The sequence below is a fragment of the Sphingomonas sp. 3-13AW genome, assembly GCF_049311085.1.
Classification (GTDB): domain Bacteria; phylum Pseudomonadota; class Alphaproteobacteria; order Sphingomonadales; family Sphingomonadaceae; genus Sphingomonas.
Genome location: NZ_JASNVZ010000009.1, coordinates 95,312 through 111,720, shown reverse-complemented (window position 1 = coordinate 111,720; position 16,409 = coordinate 95,312). Strand labels below are relative to the sequence as shown.

Genomic DNA, 16,409 nt, shown 5'->3' with positions numbered 1-16,409 from the left:
CGAAACTTCGCAGGATGCGACTCTTGATCTTGCCGCAACTCGGCGCAGCCATATTGAGCCTGTCCGGATCACAGAACCACTTTGATCAGGATCTGGCGTCGGCGGAGGTGATAGAGAGAATCGAACGCGCTCTTGGTACCGATCCTTGCATCGGGTCCCTCGCGAAATGGGACAGGATCTATTATCAAAAGGGTTGGGCGGAAGGGCGCATGCGGTACATCGATACGATGAGCATCGCGTTTACGTTCCACGAAGCGAATAAATACGAGTTCCGATCGCGCTGGCGGTTCGTCGAGCCTTATCAGCCCATGATCGACGACCGTCCCTACAAGTTTGCTACCGGCGAATATGATTTGATGACGGATCGGTTTGAGATCTGGACCTGCGGCTCTAACGTAATTGATAACGTAAATGGTTCGCTTCCGCCGGGATGGGGTTCAATCACCATACCCTGACCAGAGCCTGGACGCCGACCGTCCCCGGCGCCGCCCCCGACTGCTCGCGCACCACTCCGCCCGGGCTGTCCTAATCGCGCGCGCCCTGTCAAAGCTTGGACCAACCGGCGCGGGAGGCGAAAACCATGGGCGGGGACATCCTGAACCCTCGGGTGAAAACCGCGCCGGAGCGTGTCGCGGCAGCGCTGTTCTTGGCCTCACCTTAGCCTCACCTTCCGCCGCCGCCCGGGGCCCTGCGCCGGTGTTTTTGGCCTCACCCTTGCGTGACCTTCCACCCCGGCCCGGGCCGGCGGATCGCGGCGGCGGACCGCCATCACGGCGCCCTTGCACTTCGCCGCGCAAGGCCCGATGTTTCCGAATGATATGAGCCAGTTCGCGCGTAGTCCGCTCACCGCCGTGCTGGGTCCGACCAACACGGGAAAGACCCACCTCGCTATCGAGCGGATGTGCGGCCATGCCTCTGGCATGATCGGCTTCCCGCTGCGACTGCTCGCGCGCGAGGTCTATGAACGGGTCGTGGCGATCAAGGGGGCGCACCAGGTCGCGCTCATCACCGGCGAGGAGCGGATCGTCCCGCCGGGCGCCCGCTGGTTCCTGTGTACCGCCGAAAGCATGCCGCTCGACCGCGACGTCGCCTTTGTCGCGCTGGACGAGGCGCAGATCGGCGCAGATCCCGAGCGCGGCCATGTCTTTACCGACCGGCTGCTGCGCGCGCGCGGACGCGAGGAGACGATGATCCTGGGGTCGGAGGCGCTGCGCCCGATGGTGCGCGCGCTGGTGCCCGATGCGGAGATCATCAACCGCCCGCGCTTCTCCACCCTCTCCTATGCCGGGGCGCGCAAGCTTTCGCGCCTGCCGCGCCGCTGCGCCATCGTCGCCTTCTCGGCCGAGGAGGTCTACGCCGTTGCCGAGGCGATCCGCCGGATGCGCGGCGGCGCGGCGGTGGTGATGGGCGCGCTGTCGCCCCGCACCCGCAATGCCCAGGTGCAGATGTTCCAGTCGGGCGAGGTCGACTATCTCGTCGCCACCGACGCGATCGGCATGGGCCTCAACATGGACGTGGCCCATGTCGCGTTCGCCTCGCTGCGCAAGTTCGACGGGCGGCGTCAGCGGCGGCTGATGATCTCTGAAATGGCGCAGATCGCCGGCCGCGCCGGGCGCCACCAGCGCGACGGCACCTTCGGCGGGCTGGTCGAGGAAGGTCCGAGCGCCTTCACTCCCGAAGAGGTGATGGCGATCGAGGCCCATGCCGTGCCGCCGCTCGAACAGCTCTATTGGCGGGAGGGGAGCCCCAGCTACGACAGCCTCGACGCGCTGATCGAAAGCCTGGAGCGCAAGCCCAGCCACCCCGCTCTGCGCGCCGCGCCCCAGGCCGTCGACCTCGCCGTGCTCAAGCGGCTGGCCGAGGAGGGCTGGGTCCGCGCCCGCACCCGCAACCCGCGCATGGTCGCGCGGCTGTGGGCCGCCTGCGGCCTGCCCGACTTCCGCAAGCTCGGTGCCGATCCGCATGCGCGCTTCGTCGGCCGCATCTTCCAGCATCTGAGCGAGGGCAAGGGCCACCTCCCCCACCAGTGGTTCGCGGACGAGATCGCCCGACTCGACAATGTCGGCGGCGATGTCGAGACGATCGCCGGCCGCATCGCCGCCGCACGCAGCTGGGCCTATATCGCCCATCGCGCCGACTGGCTGGAGGAGCCCGCCCATTGGGCCGACCGCACCCGCGCGATCGAGGAACGGCTGTCGGACGCGCTGCATGACCGGCTGCGCCAGCGCTTCGTCGACCAACGCACCACCGTGCTGCTGCGCCGGATCGGTGCGGATGCCAGCAACCTGCCGGTCGATGTCGCGGAGGACGGCGAAGTCAGCGTCGACGCGCATGTGCTCGGCCGGCTCGACGGCTTCCGCTTCCATGTCGCGCCCGAGGCGCGAGTGGCCGACAAGCGGCTGCTGATCTCGGCCGCCGAAAAGGGGCTCGCGGGCGAGCTGCGCCGACGCGGGGCCGCGCTCGCCGCCGCCGCCGACGAAGCCTTTGCGCTCGACGCCGAAACCGGCGGCCGCCCCGGCGTGCGCTGGGACGGCATTCATGTGGCGACGCTCGCGAGCGGACCGACCCTCGACCGCCCGCTGGTGAAGCTCGACCGCAGCCTGGACTGCCTCGACCGCGCCGGGCAGATCGCGGTGCGCGAACGCATCGCGGCATGGGTCGAGGCGGAGATCGCGCGCCGGGCGCCGGTGCTCGCGCGCCTTGCCGCCCTATCGCGGGATCCGGTCGCGAGCGCGCAGCTGCGTGCGGTCGCGGCAGCGCTTGCCGAGGTCGGCGGGATCAGCCCGCGTGAAAGCGCCGATCCCGCGCTCGACGCACTGGCCCCGGAAGACCGCCGGCTGTTGCGCAAGGCAGGCGTCACCGTCGGCACCCTCGACCTGTTCGACGCGCGGCTGTTCCGTCCCGCCGCGGCCCGCTGGCGCGCCGCGCTGCTGGCCGCCCGCGACGGCCAGCCGGTCGAGCCGCTGTCGCCGGCGGGCGCCACCGTCCTGCCGGGCGACACGCTTGCCTGGGGCTTTCGCCGGCTGGGCACGCAGGCGGTGCGCGTCGACCTCGTCGAACGCATCGCCCGCGCCGCCCATGATGCTCGCGAAGGGAACAAGCCGTTCGCACCCGATCCGGCGCTTGCGACCTCGATCGGGCTGCAACCGGATACCATCGCGCGACTCATGGGGCGGCTGGGCTTCCGCAGTGCCAAGCCGGACGGCGACCAGCCGCGCTGGACCTGGCGGGGCCGCCCGCGTGCGCCCGCCCCGCGCGGACCGGTGGTGCCGCGCCCCGGCAACGCCTTCGCCGTGCTCGCCGGGCTGAACCTGCGCCGTGGCTGATCCGACGCCGCATGGCGCCGAATCGATGCGGCTCGACCGGTTCCTCTGGTTCGCGCGGCTGGTGAAGACACGCAGCGACGGTCAGGCGCTCGCCGAATGCGGGCTGTTGCGCATCGACGGCCGCCGGATCGAGCGCGCGCACTGCCCGGTTCGGCCGGGCGTGGTGGTCGCCTTTCCGCGCGACGGACGCGTGCTGGTGCTGCGCGTTCTCGCCCTTCCCAGGCGGCGCGGACCGCCTGCGGAAGCCGCCGCCAGCTATGTCTTGCTGGAACCTGCCCGAACCGTGGCCGTTGACGGGGCGGGATAGCCCGCATAACGCGTCCCCGTCCGAACCCCTGGAGCCTTTTCCACAATGACCTACGTCGTCACCGACGCCTGCATCCGCTGCAAGTACATGGACTGCGTCGAGGTCTGTCCGGTGGATTGCTTCTATGAGGGCGAGAACATGCTCGTCATCAACCCGTCGGAGTGCATCGACTGCGGCGTGTGCGAGCCCGAGTGCCCGGCCGAGGCGATCCTCCCCGACACCGAGCCGGGCCTGGAAAAGTGGCTGGAGCTCAACAACACCTTCTCGGCACAGTGGCCCAACGTCACCCGCAAGCTTGACCAGACGCCGCCCGACGCGGACGCGATGAAGGGTGTCGAAGGCAAGTATGACCAGTTCTTCTCGCCCGAACCCGGCAAGGGCGACTAAGCGCCGGCAGCCCGGCGTCGCCGCCCAGCGCCCATAGAACTGCGGTTTTCCCGCGCGATTTCGCGGGAAGGGCAACTCGCCACTGGCATTTTTGCTGCAGTGGCGCTATATAGTTGCGCGACGGCGGCATTTCGTTGCCCGCCGCGTGGAGACGCACCCTAACGAAATGCCCCAGCCCGACGCGGATCGGCCTGACCCCTCCTCGTCCAGGCGCGCTTCTGGGGCGAACCGTACACGAAAGGCTACCAATGGCTGCCAAGGCGCTGTCCTTTGATGTCGGCGATTATGTCGTTTACCCCAAGCATGGCGTTGGCCGTGTCATCGAGCTCCAGAAGCAGGAAATCGCAGGCATGCAGCTGGAGCTGTATGTGCTTCGTTTTGAAAAGGAGCGCATGACGCTCCGGGTTCCTACCAACAAGGCCGAGAGCGTCGGCATGCGCAAGCTGTCTTCCGACAAGACGCTGCGCGAGGCGCTCGACACCCTGAAGGGCAAGCCCAAGGTAAAGCGCACCATGTGGTCGCGCCGCGCCCAGGAGTATGAAGCCAAGATCAACTCGGGCGACCTCGTGTCGATCGCCGAGGTGGTCCGCGACCTGTTCCGTGCCGACGACCAGCCCGAGCAGAGCTATTCCGAACGCCAGATCTTCGAGGCGGCCGCCAGCCGTCTAGCGCGGGAGCTGGCAGCGATGGAAGAGGTCGAGGAGCCCAAGGCACTCGACAAGATCCTCGACATCCTCCGTGCCTCGGCTGCGATCTACAACAAGGAGAAGACCGCGGCCTGACCCCCCGGTTCTCGACCCACCAGACAAGGGCGGCCTAACAGCCGCCCTTTTTTGTTGCGGCTTTCCCCCGTCGGCACCGTCACCGGCTCGTTCACAACCTGAGGGTTCGAATTGCGTTCGTTTATAGTCCTGGCGTCCCTTTCGCTCGCCGCCTGCTCCGGCAGCGGCCCTGCAGCCAATCCGGCTGTCGATGCGGCCAGCCGCACCTTCCCGGTGCGGGACTTCACCGCGGTAGTGCTCGAGGGACCGGACGAAGTCGAGGTTCGCACGGGTAGCGATTTTGCCGTCACGGCAACCGGCGACCGCAAGGCACTCGATGCGCTCGAGATACAGCGCGACGGCGCTAGCCTCAGGATCGCGCGCAAGGTCGAAGGCTGGAAATGGCCGCTGCGCAGCACTGCCACGATCACCGTAGAGATGCCGGCCATCCGCGCGGCGTCGGTCGATGGCTCCGGCATGCTGACGCTCGATCGCGCTGAGGATTTCGCCGGCCGCGCGACCGGCTCGGGCGCCCTCACCATCGGCATGCTGGAGGGACGCCAGGCGAGCCTCGCCAACCGCGGCTCCGGCACCATCGCCGCCGCCGGGGCCGTCGACATGCTCGCCGTTGAGCTGAAGGGCGCCGGCAAGATCGTCGCCCCCCAGTTGCGCGCCGAACGAGCCGCAGTCGTGGTGCAAGGATCCGGCGCAATCCAGGCGAACGTTGCCGGCCCGGCAACCGTCAGCCTTACCGGCTCCGGCAGCGTCGACCTGGGCGACATGGCGCAGTGCACGAGCGCCCACAAAGGCTCCGGCACGATCCGCTGCGGCGGCTGACGCCGACCCGCGCTTGCCAATCCGGCAGGGCGGGTGCGATGCACGAGAGATGCTGCTCCTGCCGCTTCTCCTCGCGCTGAATGTCCCTGCGCCAGCACCCCCTGCACGCACGGTGATGTTGACCCGCTTCGACCGACTGCGCGTCAGTGGCCCCTATGTGGTCGAAGTCGTGACCGGCGGCCGCACCGGTGCGGAGATCCAGGGGGATCGCGCCGCTGCCGAGCGAGTCTCGGTCCAGGTCGAATCGGGCATGCTCACGATCCGCCCGGCGGCAACCACCCAGGACGGCTTTGGCGCCCGCCCCGGCCCGGTCACGATCCGCGTTCACACCACCGCGCCGATCACGGCCGCGACCGTCATCGGCGGTGCCCGCGTGAAGATCGACCGCATGGCAGCGGATCAGGTGGAAGCGGTGCTCAACGGCACCGGCACGCTGTCGATCGCGGCCGTGAAGGCTTCGCAGTTCAAGGGGACGCTGGTGGGCAGCGGGACGCTTACGCTCGCCGGCACGGCTGCGACCGCGCGCTTTGCCGCGAGTGGTTCCGGAAGCATCGACGCCGCCGAGCTGGATGCGGGAGCGCTGATCCTGCGCAGCGAAGGCGCCGGCGACGGTCGCTACCGCGCGCGACGGACCGCGGATGTGTCCGCCAGTGGCGCGGGCAGCGTGGAGGTAGCGGGAACGACCAAATGCCAGGTGCGCGGCACCGCCGTCATCCGCTGCGGCGCCGGGCGCTGAGCGTCAGGCGGCGACGGGAAAGCGCAGCAACCGATCCTCGAGCGCGACCAGCGCCTCGGCTCCGCGGCCCACGGCCCGGACGATCTCTGGATGATGCGGCTCCAGCCCGCCGGTCAGCGAGCCGAACGCCGGCAACACCAGCTTCGTCGGCGTCGCGACGAAGCAGCGGCGCGCGATGGTCCGACCACGGACGGTCACGCGCAGCTTGGGATGGAAGTGACCCGACAGTTCCGGTCGGTGTTCGGCAGGATCGGCTTCATGCCGGAGTACCAGCCCATCGACCACCGCCTCCTCCATCACCGCCCCGCCGCATGAGGTCGTGAAGCCCGCATCATGGTTGCCGGTGATCCAGGTCCAGCGGCAACCACCGGTCAGCGCCCGCAGCCGTGCCTGCGCCGCAGCCGGCAGCCGCGCGCAGCCCTTGGGATCATGGAAGCTGTCGCCCAAGCACCAGAGTTCCTCCGGCCCGAACCGGGCCGTCAGCGCCTCAAGCGCGTCAAGCGTCGCGAGCGAGTCATAGGGCGGCAGCATCTGCCCAAACTGCGCGAACCAGCTCGCCTTCTCGAAATGGAGGTCGGCGACCAGCAGCGCCTTGCGCGCGGGCCAGTAGAGCGCCCCGGCAGCCAGCGCGACCAGCTCATGCCCCGAGAACGAAAAGCGAACCATGCCAACGCTATGCAGCGCCCACGTCGTCGCTGCAAGCCCGGTCAGTCGAGCCGCATCGCCTCGGCGGCCATCGCCTCGGCTTCGGTCAGAAGGGCATCGTCGGCACTCCCCTGCGGAACATGCTCGCGCCCGATCAGCACCATCACCGGCACGGCCAGGGGGCTGATGCGATCGAGCTGGACGTGGAGCATCCGCGCATTCGCCGTCTCCAGCAGCGTGGCCAACCGGCCCACGTCCGTCATGCGCGCCCGCGCATCCTCCCACGCCGCCTGCAGCAGCAGGTGGGTCGGCTCGTACTTGCGCAGCACGTCGTAGATCAAGTCGGTCGAGAAGGTGACTTGCTTGCCCGACTTGCGCTTGCCGGGGTGCTGGCGCTCGACAAGGCCGCCGATCACCGCGACCTCGCGGAAGGCGCGCTTGAGCAGGTTGGAGCCCTGCACCCACTCGACGAACTCATGCTCCAGAATATCGGGTGAGAAGAGCGCGCGCGGATCCTCGATCGGCTCCAGCCCGTAACAGGCGAGCGCATAATCGTTGGAGACGAAGCCGATCGGCTTCAGGCCCAGCGCCTCCATCCGTCGCGTGATGAGCATGCCGAGCGACTGGTGCGCGTTCCACCCTTCGAAGCTGTAGGCGACCATATAGTGGCGCCCCTCATGCGCGAAGGTCTCCACCAGCAGCTGCCCGGGCTCCGGCAATCGCGAGCGCCGCGCCTGGATTTCCAACCACTCGCGTACATCATCCGGGAAGCGCGCCCATTGCGTGCGATCGTGGAGGAAGGCGCGGACACGCTGGGCGAGGTTGGTCGACAGCGCCATGCGCGTGCCGACATAGGTCGGGATACGTGCGGGCCGGCTGGAGGCGCGGACGATCAGGTCCGTCAGCTCGATCTTCTCCACCTCCAGGCTCAACCCGGCGAAGAAGAAGGTGTCGCCGGTCGAGAGCGTGGAGGCGAAATACTCCTCGACCGTGCCCAGCCTGCGCCCGTTGCGAAAGCGCACCGTCAAGGTCGGCGCGTCGACGATGATGCCGGCATTCAAGCGATGCTGCTGCACAAAGCGGGGATGGCTGACTCGCCAAAGCCCATCGACACCCTGGGTCAGGCGTTTGAAGCGGTCATAGGCCTTCAGCGCATATCCGCCTTCCGCGATATAATGGAGCACCCGGTCGAAGGTCTCCGCATCGAGCGCGGAATAGGGCAATGCTGCACGCACCTCCTGCAGCATATCTGCAGCATCGAAGGGCTCCGCGCATGCGCAGGCCATCAGATGCTGGGCCAGCACGTCGAGGGCGCCGGGGCGAAACAGCTCTGCGTCGAGTTCCCCCGCCTCGACCGCATCCAGCGCGGCGCGTGCCTCCAGATATTCGAAGCGGTTGCCGGGAACGACGATCGCCTCCGACGGCTCGTCCAGGCGGTGATTGGCGCGACCGATCCGCTGCAGCAGCCGGGAAGATCCTTTGGGCGCGCCCATCTGGATCACGCAGTCGACGTTGCCCCAGTCGACACCCAGGTCGAGGCTGGCAGTCGCGACCAATGCGCGCAGCCGCCCGTCGGCCATCGCCTGCTCGACCTTGCGGCGCGCCTCTACCGCAAGGCTGCCGTGGTGGACGCCGATCGGCAGCCCATGCTCGTTGGATTTCCACAGATCCTGGAAGATCAGCTCGGCGAGGCTGCGCGTGTTGCAAAAGACGATGGTGGTCTCGTGCGCCTCGATCTGCGCCATCACCTGCGGGGCTGCGTAGCGCCCGGAATGACCCGACCACGGGATGCGGCCCTGCGGCAAGAGGATCTCGATCTGCGGCTCGGCGCCGGGGTCCCCCTGAACGACAGCGACGGTGTCGATGTCGCCATGCGGTGCCAGCCACGCACGATAATCGTCAGGGTCGGCGACGGTGGCGGATAGCGCGACCCGTCGCAAGCTGGGGTTCAGCCGCTGGAGACGCGCGAGGCTGAGCGCCAGCAGATCCCCTCGCTTCCCGGCGGCAAAGGCATGGACTTCGTCGATCACGACCGTCCGGAGGCTTCCGAGCAGGCGGTCGGCATCCGGATAGGACAACAGCAAGCTCAGCGACTCGGGAGTGGTCAGCAGGATGTGGGGCGGCTTCACGCGTTGCCGCGCCTTGCGATCCGAAGGAGTGTCGCCGGTCCGCGTCTCGACCCGAATGTCGAGTCCCATTTCGGCGATCGGATTTAGCAGGTTGCGCTGCACGTCGACCGCCAGCGCCTTGAGCGGCGAGATGTAGAGCGTGTGCAGCCCCTCGCCCGGGTCCTCTGCAAGCTCTACCAGGGTGGGGAGGAAACCGGCCAGCGTCTTGCCAGCGCCGGTCGGGGCCACGAGCAGCGCGTGATTGCCCGCACGCGCGGCGGCGAGCATCTCCAACTGGTGACGACGCGGCGTCCAGCCACGGCTGGCAAACCAGCGGGCGATCGGCTGGGGAAGTTCAGGAAAACCGGCAGGCACGGAGCGCATGTGGCGATCCGCCCCGCCAAGGGGAAGGGCGAGGTTCAGAGCGTATCCTTCTCCCGGTCGATGCGGTCCTGCTCGTCATAGAGCTGAGCAGTAGCGCGTTCGCTCTGTTCATGCCGCTGTCGCGACACGCGATTGTTGAGCACCACCCAGATGATCACGCCAAGCAACACGATCGGGCCAAGGATCGTCAACAGGCCCCACAGGCTCACTTCATCCATCATGCTTGGCCTCCTCTTTGCTGCGAACGTTCTGGTAAACGACAGGAACATCGGCTTCGATCCATCGCGGGCGCCATGACTTGGCCGAACGCAAGGGCTGCGGCTCCCAATCGCGGTTCGTGCGTTTGCCCTTCATGCCGCGTCTTGCCGACTGGATCGAACCCAAGCCCGAGGGCATCTACCTCCCCCGCGCGGACGCATGGATTGATCCATCCGTACCGGTGCCGCGCGCCCTGGTGACGCACGGCCATGCCGACCATGCCCGCGGCGGTCACCAGACAGTGTGGGCGACGCCGGAGACGCTCGCGATCATGGACGCGCGCTATGGAGCGCAGAACGGTCGCCCGGTCGCCTATGGCGAGTCGGTCCGGCTGGGCGACATCGAGGTTTCCTATTTCCCGGCCGGACATGTCCTCGGGTCGGCGCAGATCCTGCTGGAGCATCGCGGCGAGCGCGTGGTGGTCTCCGGCGACTATAAGCGACGGTCGGACCCGACCTGCGCTCCGTTCGAGCCGGTTTCCTGCGACGTGTTCGTCACCGAGGCGACCTTTGGCCTGCCGGTGTTCCGCCATCCCGAAACGCGTGACGAGATCGACAAGCTGCTTGCCGCGCTGCATGCCGAGCCGGAGCGCTGTGTCGTGGTCGGCGCCTATGCCCTGGGCAAGGCACAGCGCGTGATCGCCGAGGCGCGCGCGATGGGCTTCGACGACCCGATCTATGTGCACGGTGCGCTACAGCGGCTGTGCGACCTCTATATCGCGCACGGGGTCGATCTGGGTGAGCTTCGCCCCGCCACCGGCGCGACCAAGGCGGAGATGGCGGGACGGATCATCCTCGCCCCCCCTTCCGCGCTCAACGATCGCTGGTCGCGGCGCCTGCCCGACCCGATCACGGCGATGGCATCCGGGTGGATGCGCGTCCGCCAGCGCGCCCGCCAGCGGAACGTCGAACTGCCGCTGATCCTGTCCGACCACGCTGATTGGGACGAGCTTACCCGCACGATCGAGGAGATCGCGCCGCAGGAGGTCTGGGTGACTCATGGCCGCGAGGACGCGCTGGTCCACTGGTGCAGCATGCGCCAGATCCGCGCCCGCGCGCTCGACCTGGTCGGCTATGAGGATGAGGACGACTAGGCGCCGCTTACGCGCCCTGAAGCGCCTTTTGCCGGCGGCGCTGCACCGACGAACCGATGCCCAGCGCCTCGCGATATTTCGCGACTGTCCTCCGCGCGATATCGAAGCCCTTGCCGTTCAGCATCTCGACGAGGGTGTCGTCGGACAGGATCTTGCGCGGGTCCTCGGCCGCGATCAGCGTCTTGATCGCGTTCTTGACCGCGGCGGCCGAGACAGCCTCGCCCCCGTCCGCCGCCTGGATCGCGGAGGTGAAGAAATATTTCAGCTCGAACAGGCCCCGCGCGCAGCTGAGATACTTGTTCGAGGTGACGCGGCTGACGGTCGATTCGTGCATCTCGATCGCATCCGCGACCTGGCGCAGCGTCAGCGGGCGAAGATGCGCCACGCCTTCGCGAAAGAAACCTTCCTGCTGCTTCACGATCTCGGCCGCGACCTTGATGATGGTGCGCTGGCGCTGATCCAGCGCCTTCACCAGCCAGTTGGCGCTGGCAAGGCATTCCGTCAGCCACGCGCGCGAGGCCTTGTCCTGACGACCGCCGGAAAGCTCCACATAATAGGCGCGATTGACGAGCAGCCGCGGCAGCGTCGCACTGTTGATCTCGACCGCCCAACCGCCGCCCCGGCGGGCCACGAACAGGTCCGGGACGACCGTGGCCGCCGTCTCTCCGCCGTAGCGGCAGCCCGGCTTGGGATCATAGCTGCGCAGCTCGCGGATCATGTCCGCCAGATCCTCGTCATCGACTTCGCACAGGCGGCGGAGCTGGGGCAGCGCACCGCGTGCGACGAGGTCGAGATTGTCGATCAGCCGCGCCATGCAGGGGTCGTAGCGATCCGCCTCCTTCGCCTGCAGCGCCAGGCATTCCGCCAGGTTGCGCGCGCCGACCCCGGTGGGGTCGAAGGTCTGGATCGTCGCGAGCGCCGCCTCGACCTCCGCGAGCGAAACCCCCAGCCTGTTCGCGACATCGAGCAGCGAGCCGGTGAAATAGCCGGACTCGCTGATCTGGTCGATCAGCTGCTGCGCAATGAACAAGGCGGGCCCGGAAAGGGCCGCCCCTGCCTGCGCAAGAAGATGGTCGGCCAGCGATGGGCCGTCCGCTGCGACCGCATCGAAGTCGAAGCCGTCCTCCGGCAGAGCCGATCCGCCCGCACCCCCGGCTCCGAGCCCGCCGTCGAGACCGCCAATGGCGTCGCCGGGACCGTCGTCGATGAAGACATCCGCCACGTCGATGTCGACGGCCTCGCCGCTCGCCTCGCCGATGAGCACGAGCTCGTCGGCGCCGGCGGGCTCATCGCGGGTAAGCGTGACCTCGATGGGCCCGGGGTCGTCACCACCCGCAGCGTCGTCGCTGCCGCCCGATTCCAGCAACGGGTTGCGTTCAACCTCCTCGGCGATGACGCCTTCGATTTCGAGGTTCGACAGCGCGAGGAGGCGGATCGCCTGCTGCAGCTGCGGAGTCATCACCAGCGATTGCGACTGGCGGAGGTCGAGACGCGGCGCGAGCGACATCAGCCCCGCCCCGCCCGAACACACTCATCCTGCCGGACCTCTTCGCGTTGCGGGAGGCGGCCGGCGCGTGCCATGGCTCAGAGCGAGAAGCTCTCGCCCAGGTACAGGCGACGGACGTTGGCGTCGGCCACCAGTTCCTCGGGCGATCCGGTGAACAGCACGCGACCGTCGTAGATGATGTAGGCGCGGTCGACGATGTCGAGGGTCTCGCGCACATTATGGTCGGTGATCAGAACCCCGATCCCGCGCTCCTTGAGCTGACCGACCAGGTCGCGAATGTCGGCGATCGAGATCGGGTCAATCCCGGCGAAGGGCTCGTCGAGCAGCATGATCGAGGGATCCGCCGCCAGCGCACGCGCGATCTCCGCACGCCGCCGCTCGCCGCCTGACAGCGCCATCGCCGGCGCATCGCGCAGCCGCGTGAGGCCGAATTCATCGAGCAGCTGCTCCAGACGGGCACCGCGCGCCTTTACGTCCGGCTCGGCGAGTTCCAGCACCGCCAGGATGTTCTTCTCGACCGTCAGGCCGCGGAAGATCGAGGTTTCCTGCGGCAGATAGCCCAGCCCCAGGATCGCGCGGCGATACATCGGCAGCGCGGTGATGTCGTCGCCGTCGAGCATGATCCGGCCGGCATCCGGCTTCACCAGGCCCATCACCGAGTAGAAGCTGGTCGTCTTGCCGGCCCCGTTGGGGCCCAGCAGGCCCACCACTTCGCCGCGGCCCACCGACATCGACACGTCGGACAGCACCACGCGCTTGTCGTACGATTTGGCGATCGACACCACGGAGAGGCCGTGCGCGATCGTCGGCTCCGCATGGGGTGCCGTATTGGGGCTCGCTAGCGTGGTCACATCGTCCATCCGGGGCTCCCTGCTGGCGGGTCGAGAGGCATCGGCCTGGGACACGCTCGCAGCTGGCAAGGTTCGTGCATGATTCTGGCCGGAAGGGAAAGGGGGCACGCGCGCTTGCGTGCCGCCGCTCCGCCCGGCCGTGCGTCAGTCGCGCTTGGGCACCGAGAAGGTCCCGCTTACCCGGCCGCCCTGCTGCTGCACGCCGCCGGCCGACCCGCTGCTGCTCGCAACGCCGGAACCATCGATGACGGCACGACCGGTGTCGAGGTCGATCGTGAGACGCCCGCCGCGCAGCCGGTTGGTGCCCTGGGTAAGGGATACGTTCCCGATCATCGTGACGACCCTGCGCTTCACGTCATAGACGGCGAAGTTCGACTTGGCGGTCTGGTCCGGGCGCGTGACGGTGACGTCGCCCGCAGCATCAAGCCGCGACGCCTGGGGCGAGCCGGACGTGATCTGACCGGTGTATAAAACGGTTACGCGATTTGCCGTCAGCGTCATCGTCGACTGCCGGATGGTCACCCCGCCCGTCAGGATCGCCCGGTTGGCGCGATCCTGAAGTTCGATTGACTGCGCGCTGAAATCGATCGGCGCGTTCGAATCGTGGCGTACCTGCGCTGGGGCAGCATACGCCGCCAACAGCCCGAGCGGCGCGGCGGCGAGCAGGAGGTGCGAAACACGTGTCATGGAGCCTACTTCGTTTGCCCGGGCATGATGCGCAAGCGGGCATTGCCGTCGAGTCGCACGGTTCGTGCCTCAAGATCCGCCGAAAGCCGGTCGCCGCGGAAGGTTCCAAGCGGGGTCGTACCCTCGGCAGCGCCAGCGCTCTGCAGCTTGCGGCTCTTCAGGTCCAGCGTCGCATCCCGCGTGTCGAGACGGTAGCCGTCCGTCGTCCGGAACGCTATCGGCCCGTCGATCGCAACCTGCTCGGTGTTGAGATCGTAGCGGCCATGATTGGCGTCGAGCTGGGCGGGCCCCTCCTTGAGCTGGATCTCGGCCGCAAGCTTGTCGAGCTGGACGATCGGCTCGGCTGAACTTTTCTGCACGGCCGAACCCGCGGTGAGGGCGAACGACTGGCCCTTGGCATCCTGCCCGGTATAGCGCGCCGCCTGGATGCGCAGCCGCTCCTTGGCGACTTCCACACGGTTCTTGTCCAGCACGAAGCTGACGTCGCCGCGCATGAACAGCGGCGCCAGCACGAGGAAAGCGGCGAGCACGCCGATCCCCAGCGGCAGCGCCACCAGCGACAGGCGGATCAGCCGGTCGTGGCGACCTCCGGGCATTGCCCAACGCTGGCGCTGGGTCCGTTCGCGGCGGGCGATATCCGACATCTGGGCTTACATGTGCGCGAAGATGTCGACTTCCGGCCAGCCGGCCAGGTCGAGATCGGCACGGTGGGGCAGGAAATCGAAACAGGCCTGTGCGAGCGCAGTCCGCCCTTCACGGGCGAGGCGACGGTCGAGCTCTTCGCGCATCGCGTGAAGATAGCGCACGTCGGACGCAGCATATTCCTTCTGGGCTTCACTCAGGACCGGCGCGCCCCAGTCGGACGACTGCTGAGCCTTCGAAAGCTCCTGCCCGAGCAACTCGCGCACCAGTTCCTTGAGTCCGTGGCGGTCGGTGTACGTCCGGATCAGGCGCGACGCGATCTTCGTGCAATAGACCGGCGCGGCCACCGTATCGAGATAATGGCGGATCGCCGCGAGATCGAACCGGGCGAAGTGGTAGAGCTTCACGCGATCCGGGTCGCCCAGGACGGCGCGCAGGTTCGGCGCGGCATAGTCGCTGCCGGCGGAGAAACGGACAAGATGCTCGTCCCCACCCCCGTCGGAGATCTGCACCACGCAAAGCCGATCGCGATGGGTATGCAGGCCCATGGTCTCCGTATCCACGGCGACGTCAGCGCCCGGCGCGAATACATCGGCGGGCAGATCTTCTTCATGCAGGTAAACAGCCATCGTGAACGCCTAGACGCTTCACGAGGCATGCTCAATGGGGCCGGAGCAGCCCGCCGCGCGATGAAGGAGGTCGAGTCGGCACCCGAATCGCGGCGTTTCGTGAAACTGCGAAGTGGCTGCCAATGCCTTTGCAAGCCCCTAAACCCCCGGAATCAGGCGCAAGCTGTGCCGTCTTCGCCACGGTTAAGACGTGATCGTGCACCTGCTGCCGCAAAAATGTCGAAAACATTTCCGCCTGTTGGCGTTTGGGCTATGGTGGCGACGTGGCGCATCTGCCTGTGCGCCCAGAGACCTGCGTCATTCGTCCGACGCTTGGGTTCTGATGGTGAGGATTTGGGCGAGCCGGGAAGACGAACAGGGCAATGAGTTTCGATCGAGGGCGCCGCGGTGATCGCGGCGGGCGCGGCAAGGACAAGCGCGACAGTTTTGGCGACGAGAGCTACGGCGGTTATAGCGACCGTGGCTTTGGTGGCGGCGGCGGCTACGGCGGCGGTGGTGGCGGCGATCGCTTCGGCGGTGGCGGCGGCTACGGCGGCGGTGGTGGCGGCGGCGATCGCTTCGGCGGTGGCGGCGGCTACGGCGGCGGCGGTGGCGGCGATCGCTTCGGCGGTGGCGGCGGCGGCTTCCGTGGCGGTGGCGGCGGCGGCGGTGGTCGCGGCATGCCCCCCCAGGTCGTTGGCGAGGCCACGGGTGTGGTCAAGTTCTTCAACGGGCAGAAGGGCTTCGGCTTCATCGTACGCGATGACGGCGGCGAGGACGTGTTCGTTCACATCTCCGCAGTCGAGCAGGCAGGCCTGACCGGTCTGGCCGAAGGTCAGCCGCTGGGCTTCACGCTGGTGGATCGTGGCGGTCGCGTCTCGGCTACCGAGCTGAAGATCGACGGCGAGCCGATGCCGGTTACAGACGGTGGCGCACCGCGCGACCGTGATGCAGCCCCGCGTGCGGGTGGCGGCATGGGTGGCCCGCAGCGTCAGCTGACTGGTGAGCGTGCTTCCGGCACGGTCAAGTTCTTCAACGCGATGAAGGGCTTCGGCTTCATTCAGCGCGACGACGGCCAGCCCGATGCGTTCGTTCACATCTCTGCCGTTGAGCGCGCGGGCATGCCGACGCTCAACGAGGGCGACAAGCTCGAGTTCGAGCTCGAGGTGGATCGCCGCGGCAAGCACGCCGCCGTGAACCTTCAGCCCAAGGGCTGATCCCGGATGCCGTCAGGCCGCTTGACGGCCCGGCGGTTTCGCAACCGTGTCGCCG

The 16,409-nt window shown here is 67.8% G+C and carries 17 protein-coding genes; 9 read left to right on the top strand and 8 right to left on the bottom strand.

The window, feature by feature from the left end:
* The first annotated feature begins 14 nt into the window (after positions 1 to 14).
* The 7 genes from QP045_RS11700 (at position 15) to QP045_RS11670 (ending at position 6,354) form a co-directional block, all read left to right on the top strand.
* Positions 15 to 455 (top strand): hypothetical protein, encoded by a 441-nt coding sequence (locus tag QP045_RS11700; protein ID WP_422515159.1) that lies wholly within the window; start codon positions 15 to 17, stop codon positions 453 to 455.
* Positions 456 to 818: 363 nt separating this feature from the next.
* Positions 819 to 3,326 carry a helicase-related protein gene (locus QP045_RS11695; RefSeq protein WP_422515158.1) on the top strand — a complete coding sequence of 836 codons (2,508 nt, stop codon included), beginning with the start codon at positions 819 to 821 and terminating at the stop codon, positions 3,324 to 3,326.
* Between the two features lie 25 nt (positions 3,327 to 3,351).
* The gene (locus tag QP045_RS11690; protein ID WP_422515206.1) at positions 3,352 to 3,633 is read left to right on the top strand and encodes a S4 domain-containing protein; all 282 of its coding nucleotides are present in this window, start codon (positions 3,352 to 3,354) and stop codon (positions 3,631 to 3,633) included.
* Positions 3,634 to 3,678: 45 nt separating this feature from the next.
* Positions 3,679 to 4,020: a ferredoxin FdxA gene (gene fdxA / locus QP045_RS11685; protein ID WP_422515157.1), complete on the top strand. Its 342-nt coding sequence runs from the start codon at positions 3,679 to 3,681 to the stop codon at positions 4,018 to 4,020.
* 248 nt (positions 4,021 to 4,268) lie between these two features.
* Positions 4,269 to 4,802: a CarD family transcriptional regulator gene (locus tag QP045_RS11680; protein WP_125959091.1), complete on the top strand. Its 534-nt coding sequence runs from the start codon at positions 4,269 to 4,271 to the stop codon at positions 4,800 to 4,802.
* Between the two features lie 111 nt (positions 4,803 to 4,913).
* Positions 4,914 to 5,618 carry a GIN domain-containing protein gene (locus QP045_RS11675; protein ID WP_422515156.1) on the top strand — a complete coding sequence of 235 codons (705 nt, stop codon included), beginning with the start codon at positions 4,914 to 4,916 and terminating at the stop codon, positions 5,616 to 5,618.
* Positions 5,619 to 5,667: 49 nt separating this feature from the next.
* A complete protein-coding gene (locus tag QP045_RS11670; protein ID WP_422515155.1) occupies positions 5,668 to 6,354 on the top strand; it encodes a head GIN domain-containing protein in 687 nt (228 codons plus the stop codon).
* Positions 6,355 to 6,357: 3 nt separating this feature from the next.
* On the opposite strand, the gene pdeM is transcribed toward QP045_RS11670, so the two are convergent.
* From pdeM to QP045_RS11655, 3 genes are read right to left on the bottom strand one after another with little or no spacing between them, the layout of a single operon-like run.
* Positions 6,358 to 7,020 (bottom strand): ligase-associated DNA damage response endonuclease PdeM, encoded by a 663-nt coding sequence (pdeM, locus tag QP045_RS11665; protein WP_422515154.1) that lies wholly within the window; start codon positions 7,018 to 7,020, stop codon positions 6,358 to 6,360.
* Positions 7,021 to 7,061: 41 nt separating this feature from the next.
* Complete coding sequence (locus QP045_RS11660; RefSeq protein WP_422515153.1) at positions 7,062 to 9,491, bottom strand: ligase-associated DNA damage response DEXH box helicase; 2,430 nt, start codon at positions 9,489 to 9,491, stop codon at positions 7,062 to 7,064.
* 35 nt (positions 9,492 to 9,526) lie between these two features.
* On the bottom strand, positions 9,527 to 9,712 hold the full coding sequence (locus QP045_RS11655) for a hypothetical protein (RefSeq protein ID WP_422515152.1): 186 nt from the start codon (positions 9,710 to 9,712) through the stop codon (positions 9,527 to 9,529).
* A 131-nt stretch (positions 9,713 to 9,843) separates the two neighbouring features.
* Between QP045_RS11655 and QP045_RS11650 the strand changes: the two genes are divergently transcribed.
* Positions 9,844 to 10,842 carry a ligase-associated DNA damage response exonuclease gene (locus QP045_RS11650; protein ID WP_422515151.1) on the top strand — a complete coding sequence of 333 codons (999 nt, stop codon included), beginning with the start codon at positions 9,844 to 9,846 and terminating at the stop codon, positions 10,840 to 10,842.
* A gap of 7 nt (positions 10,843 to 10,849) precedes the next feature.
* Here QP045_RS11650 and rpoN read toward each other — a convergent pair whose 3' ends face one another.
* From rpoN to QP045_RS11625, 5 genes are all read right to left on the bottom strand, one after another.
* The gene (rpoN, locus tag QP045_RS11645; protein ID WP_422515150.1) at positions 10,850 to 12,349 is read right to left on the bottom strand and encodes an RNA polymerase factor sigma-54; all 1,500 of its coding nucleotides are present in this window, start codon (positions 12,347 to 12,349) and stop codon (positions 10,850 to 10,852) included.
* Positions 12,350 to 12,426: 77 nt separating this feature from the next.
* Entirely contained in the window at positions 12,427 to 13,209 is a 783-nt protein-coding gene (gene lptB, locus QP045_RS11640) for an LPS export ABC transporter ATP-binding protein (RefSeq protein WP_422515149.1), read from the bottom strand.
* A 135-nt stretch (positions 13,210 to 13,344) separates the two neighbouring features.
* On the bottom strand, positions 13,345 to 13,887 hold the full coding sequence (locus tag QP045_RS11635; protein ID WP_422515148.1) for an LptA/OstA family protein: 543 nt from the start codon (positions 13,885 to 13,887) through the stop codon (positions 13,345 to 13,347).
* Between the two features lie 5 nt (positions 13,888 to 13,892).
* Complete coding sequence (lptC, locus tag QP045_RS11630) at positions 13,893 to 14,531, bottom strand: LPS export ABC transporter periplasmic protein LptC (protein WP_422515147.1); 639 nt, start codon at positions 14,529 to 14,531, stop codon at positions 13,893 to 13,895.
* Between the two features lie 6 nt (positions 14,532 to 14,537).
* Positions 14,538 to 15,158: a ribonuclease D gene (locus QP045_RS11625; RefSeq protein WP_422515146.1), complete on the bottom strand. Its 621-nt coding sequence runs from the start codon at positions 15,156 to 15,158 to the stop codon at positions 14,538 to 14,540.
* A 362-nt stretch (positions 15,159 to 15,520) separates the two neighbouring features.
* On the opposite strand from QP045_RS11625, the gene QP045_RS11620 reads away from it, so the two are divergent.
* Positions 15,521 to 16,354 carry a cold-shock protein gene (locus tag QP045_RS11620; RefSeq protein WP_422515145.1) on the top strand — a complete coding sequence of 278 codons (834 nt, stop codon included), beginning with the start codon at positions 15,521 to 15,523 and terminating at the stop codon, positions 16,352 to 16,354.
* The last annotated feature ends 55 nt before the right edge of the window (positions 16,355 to 16,409 follow it).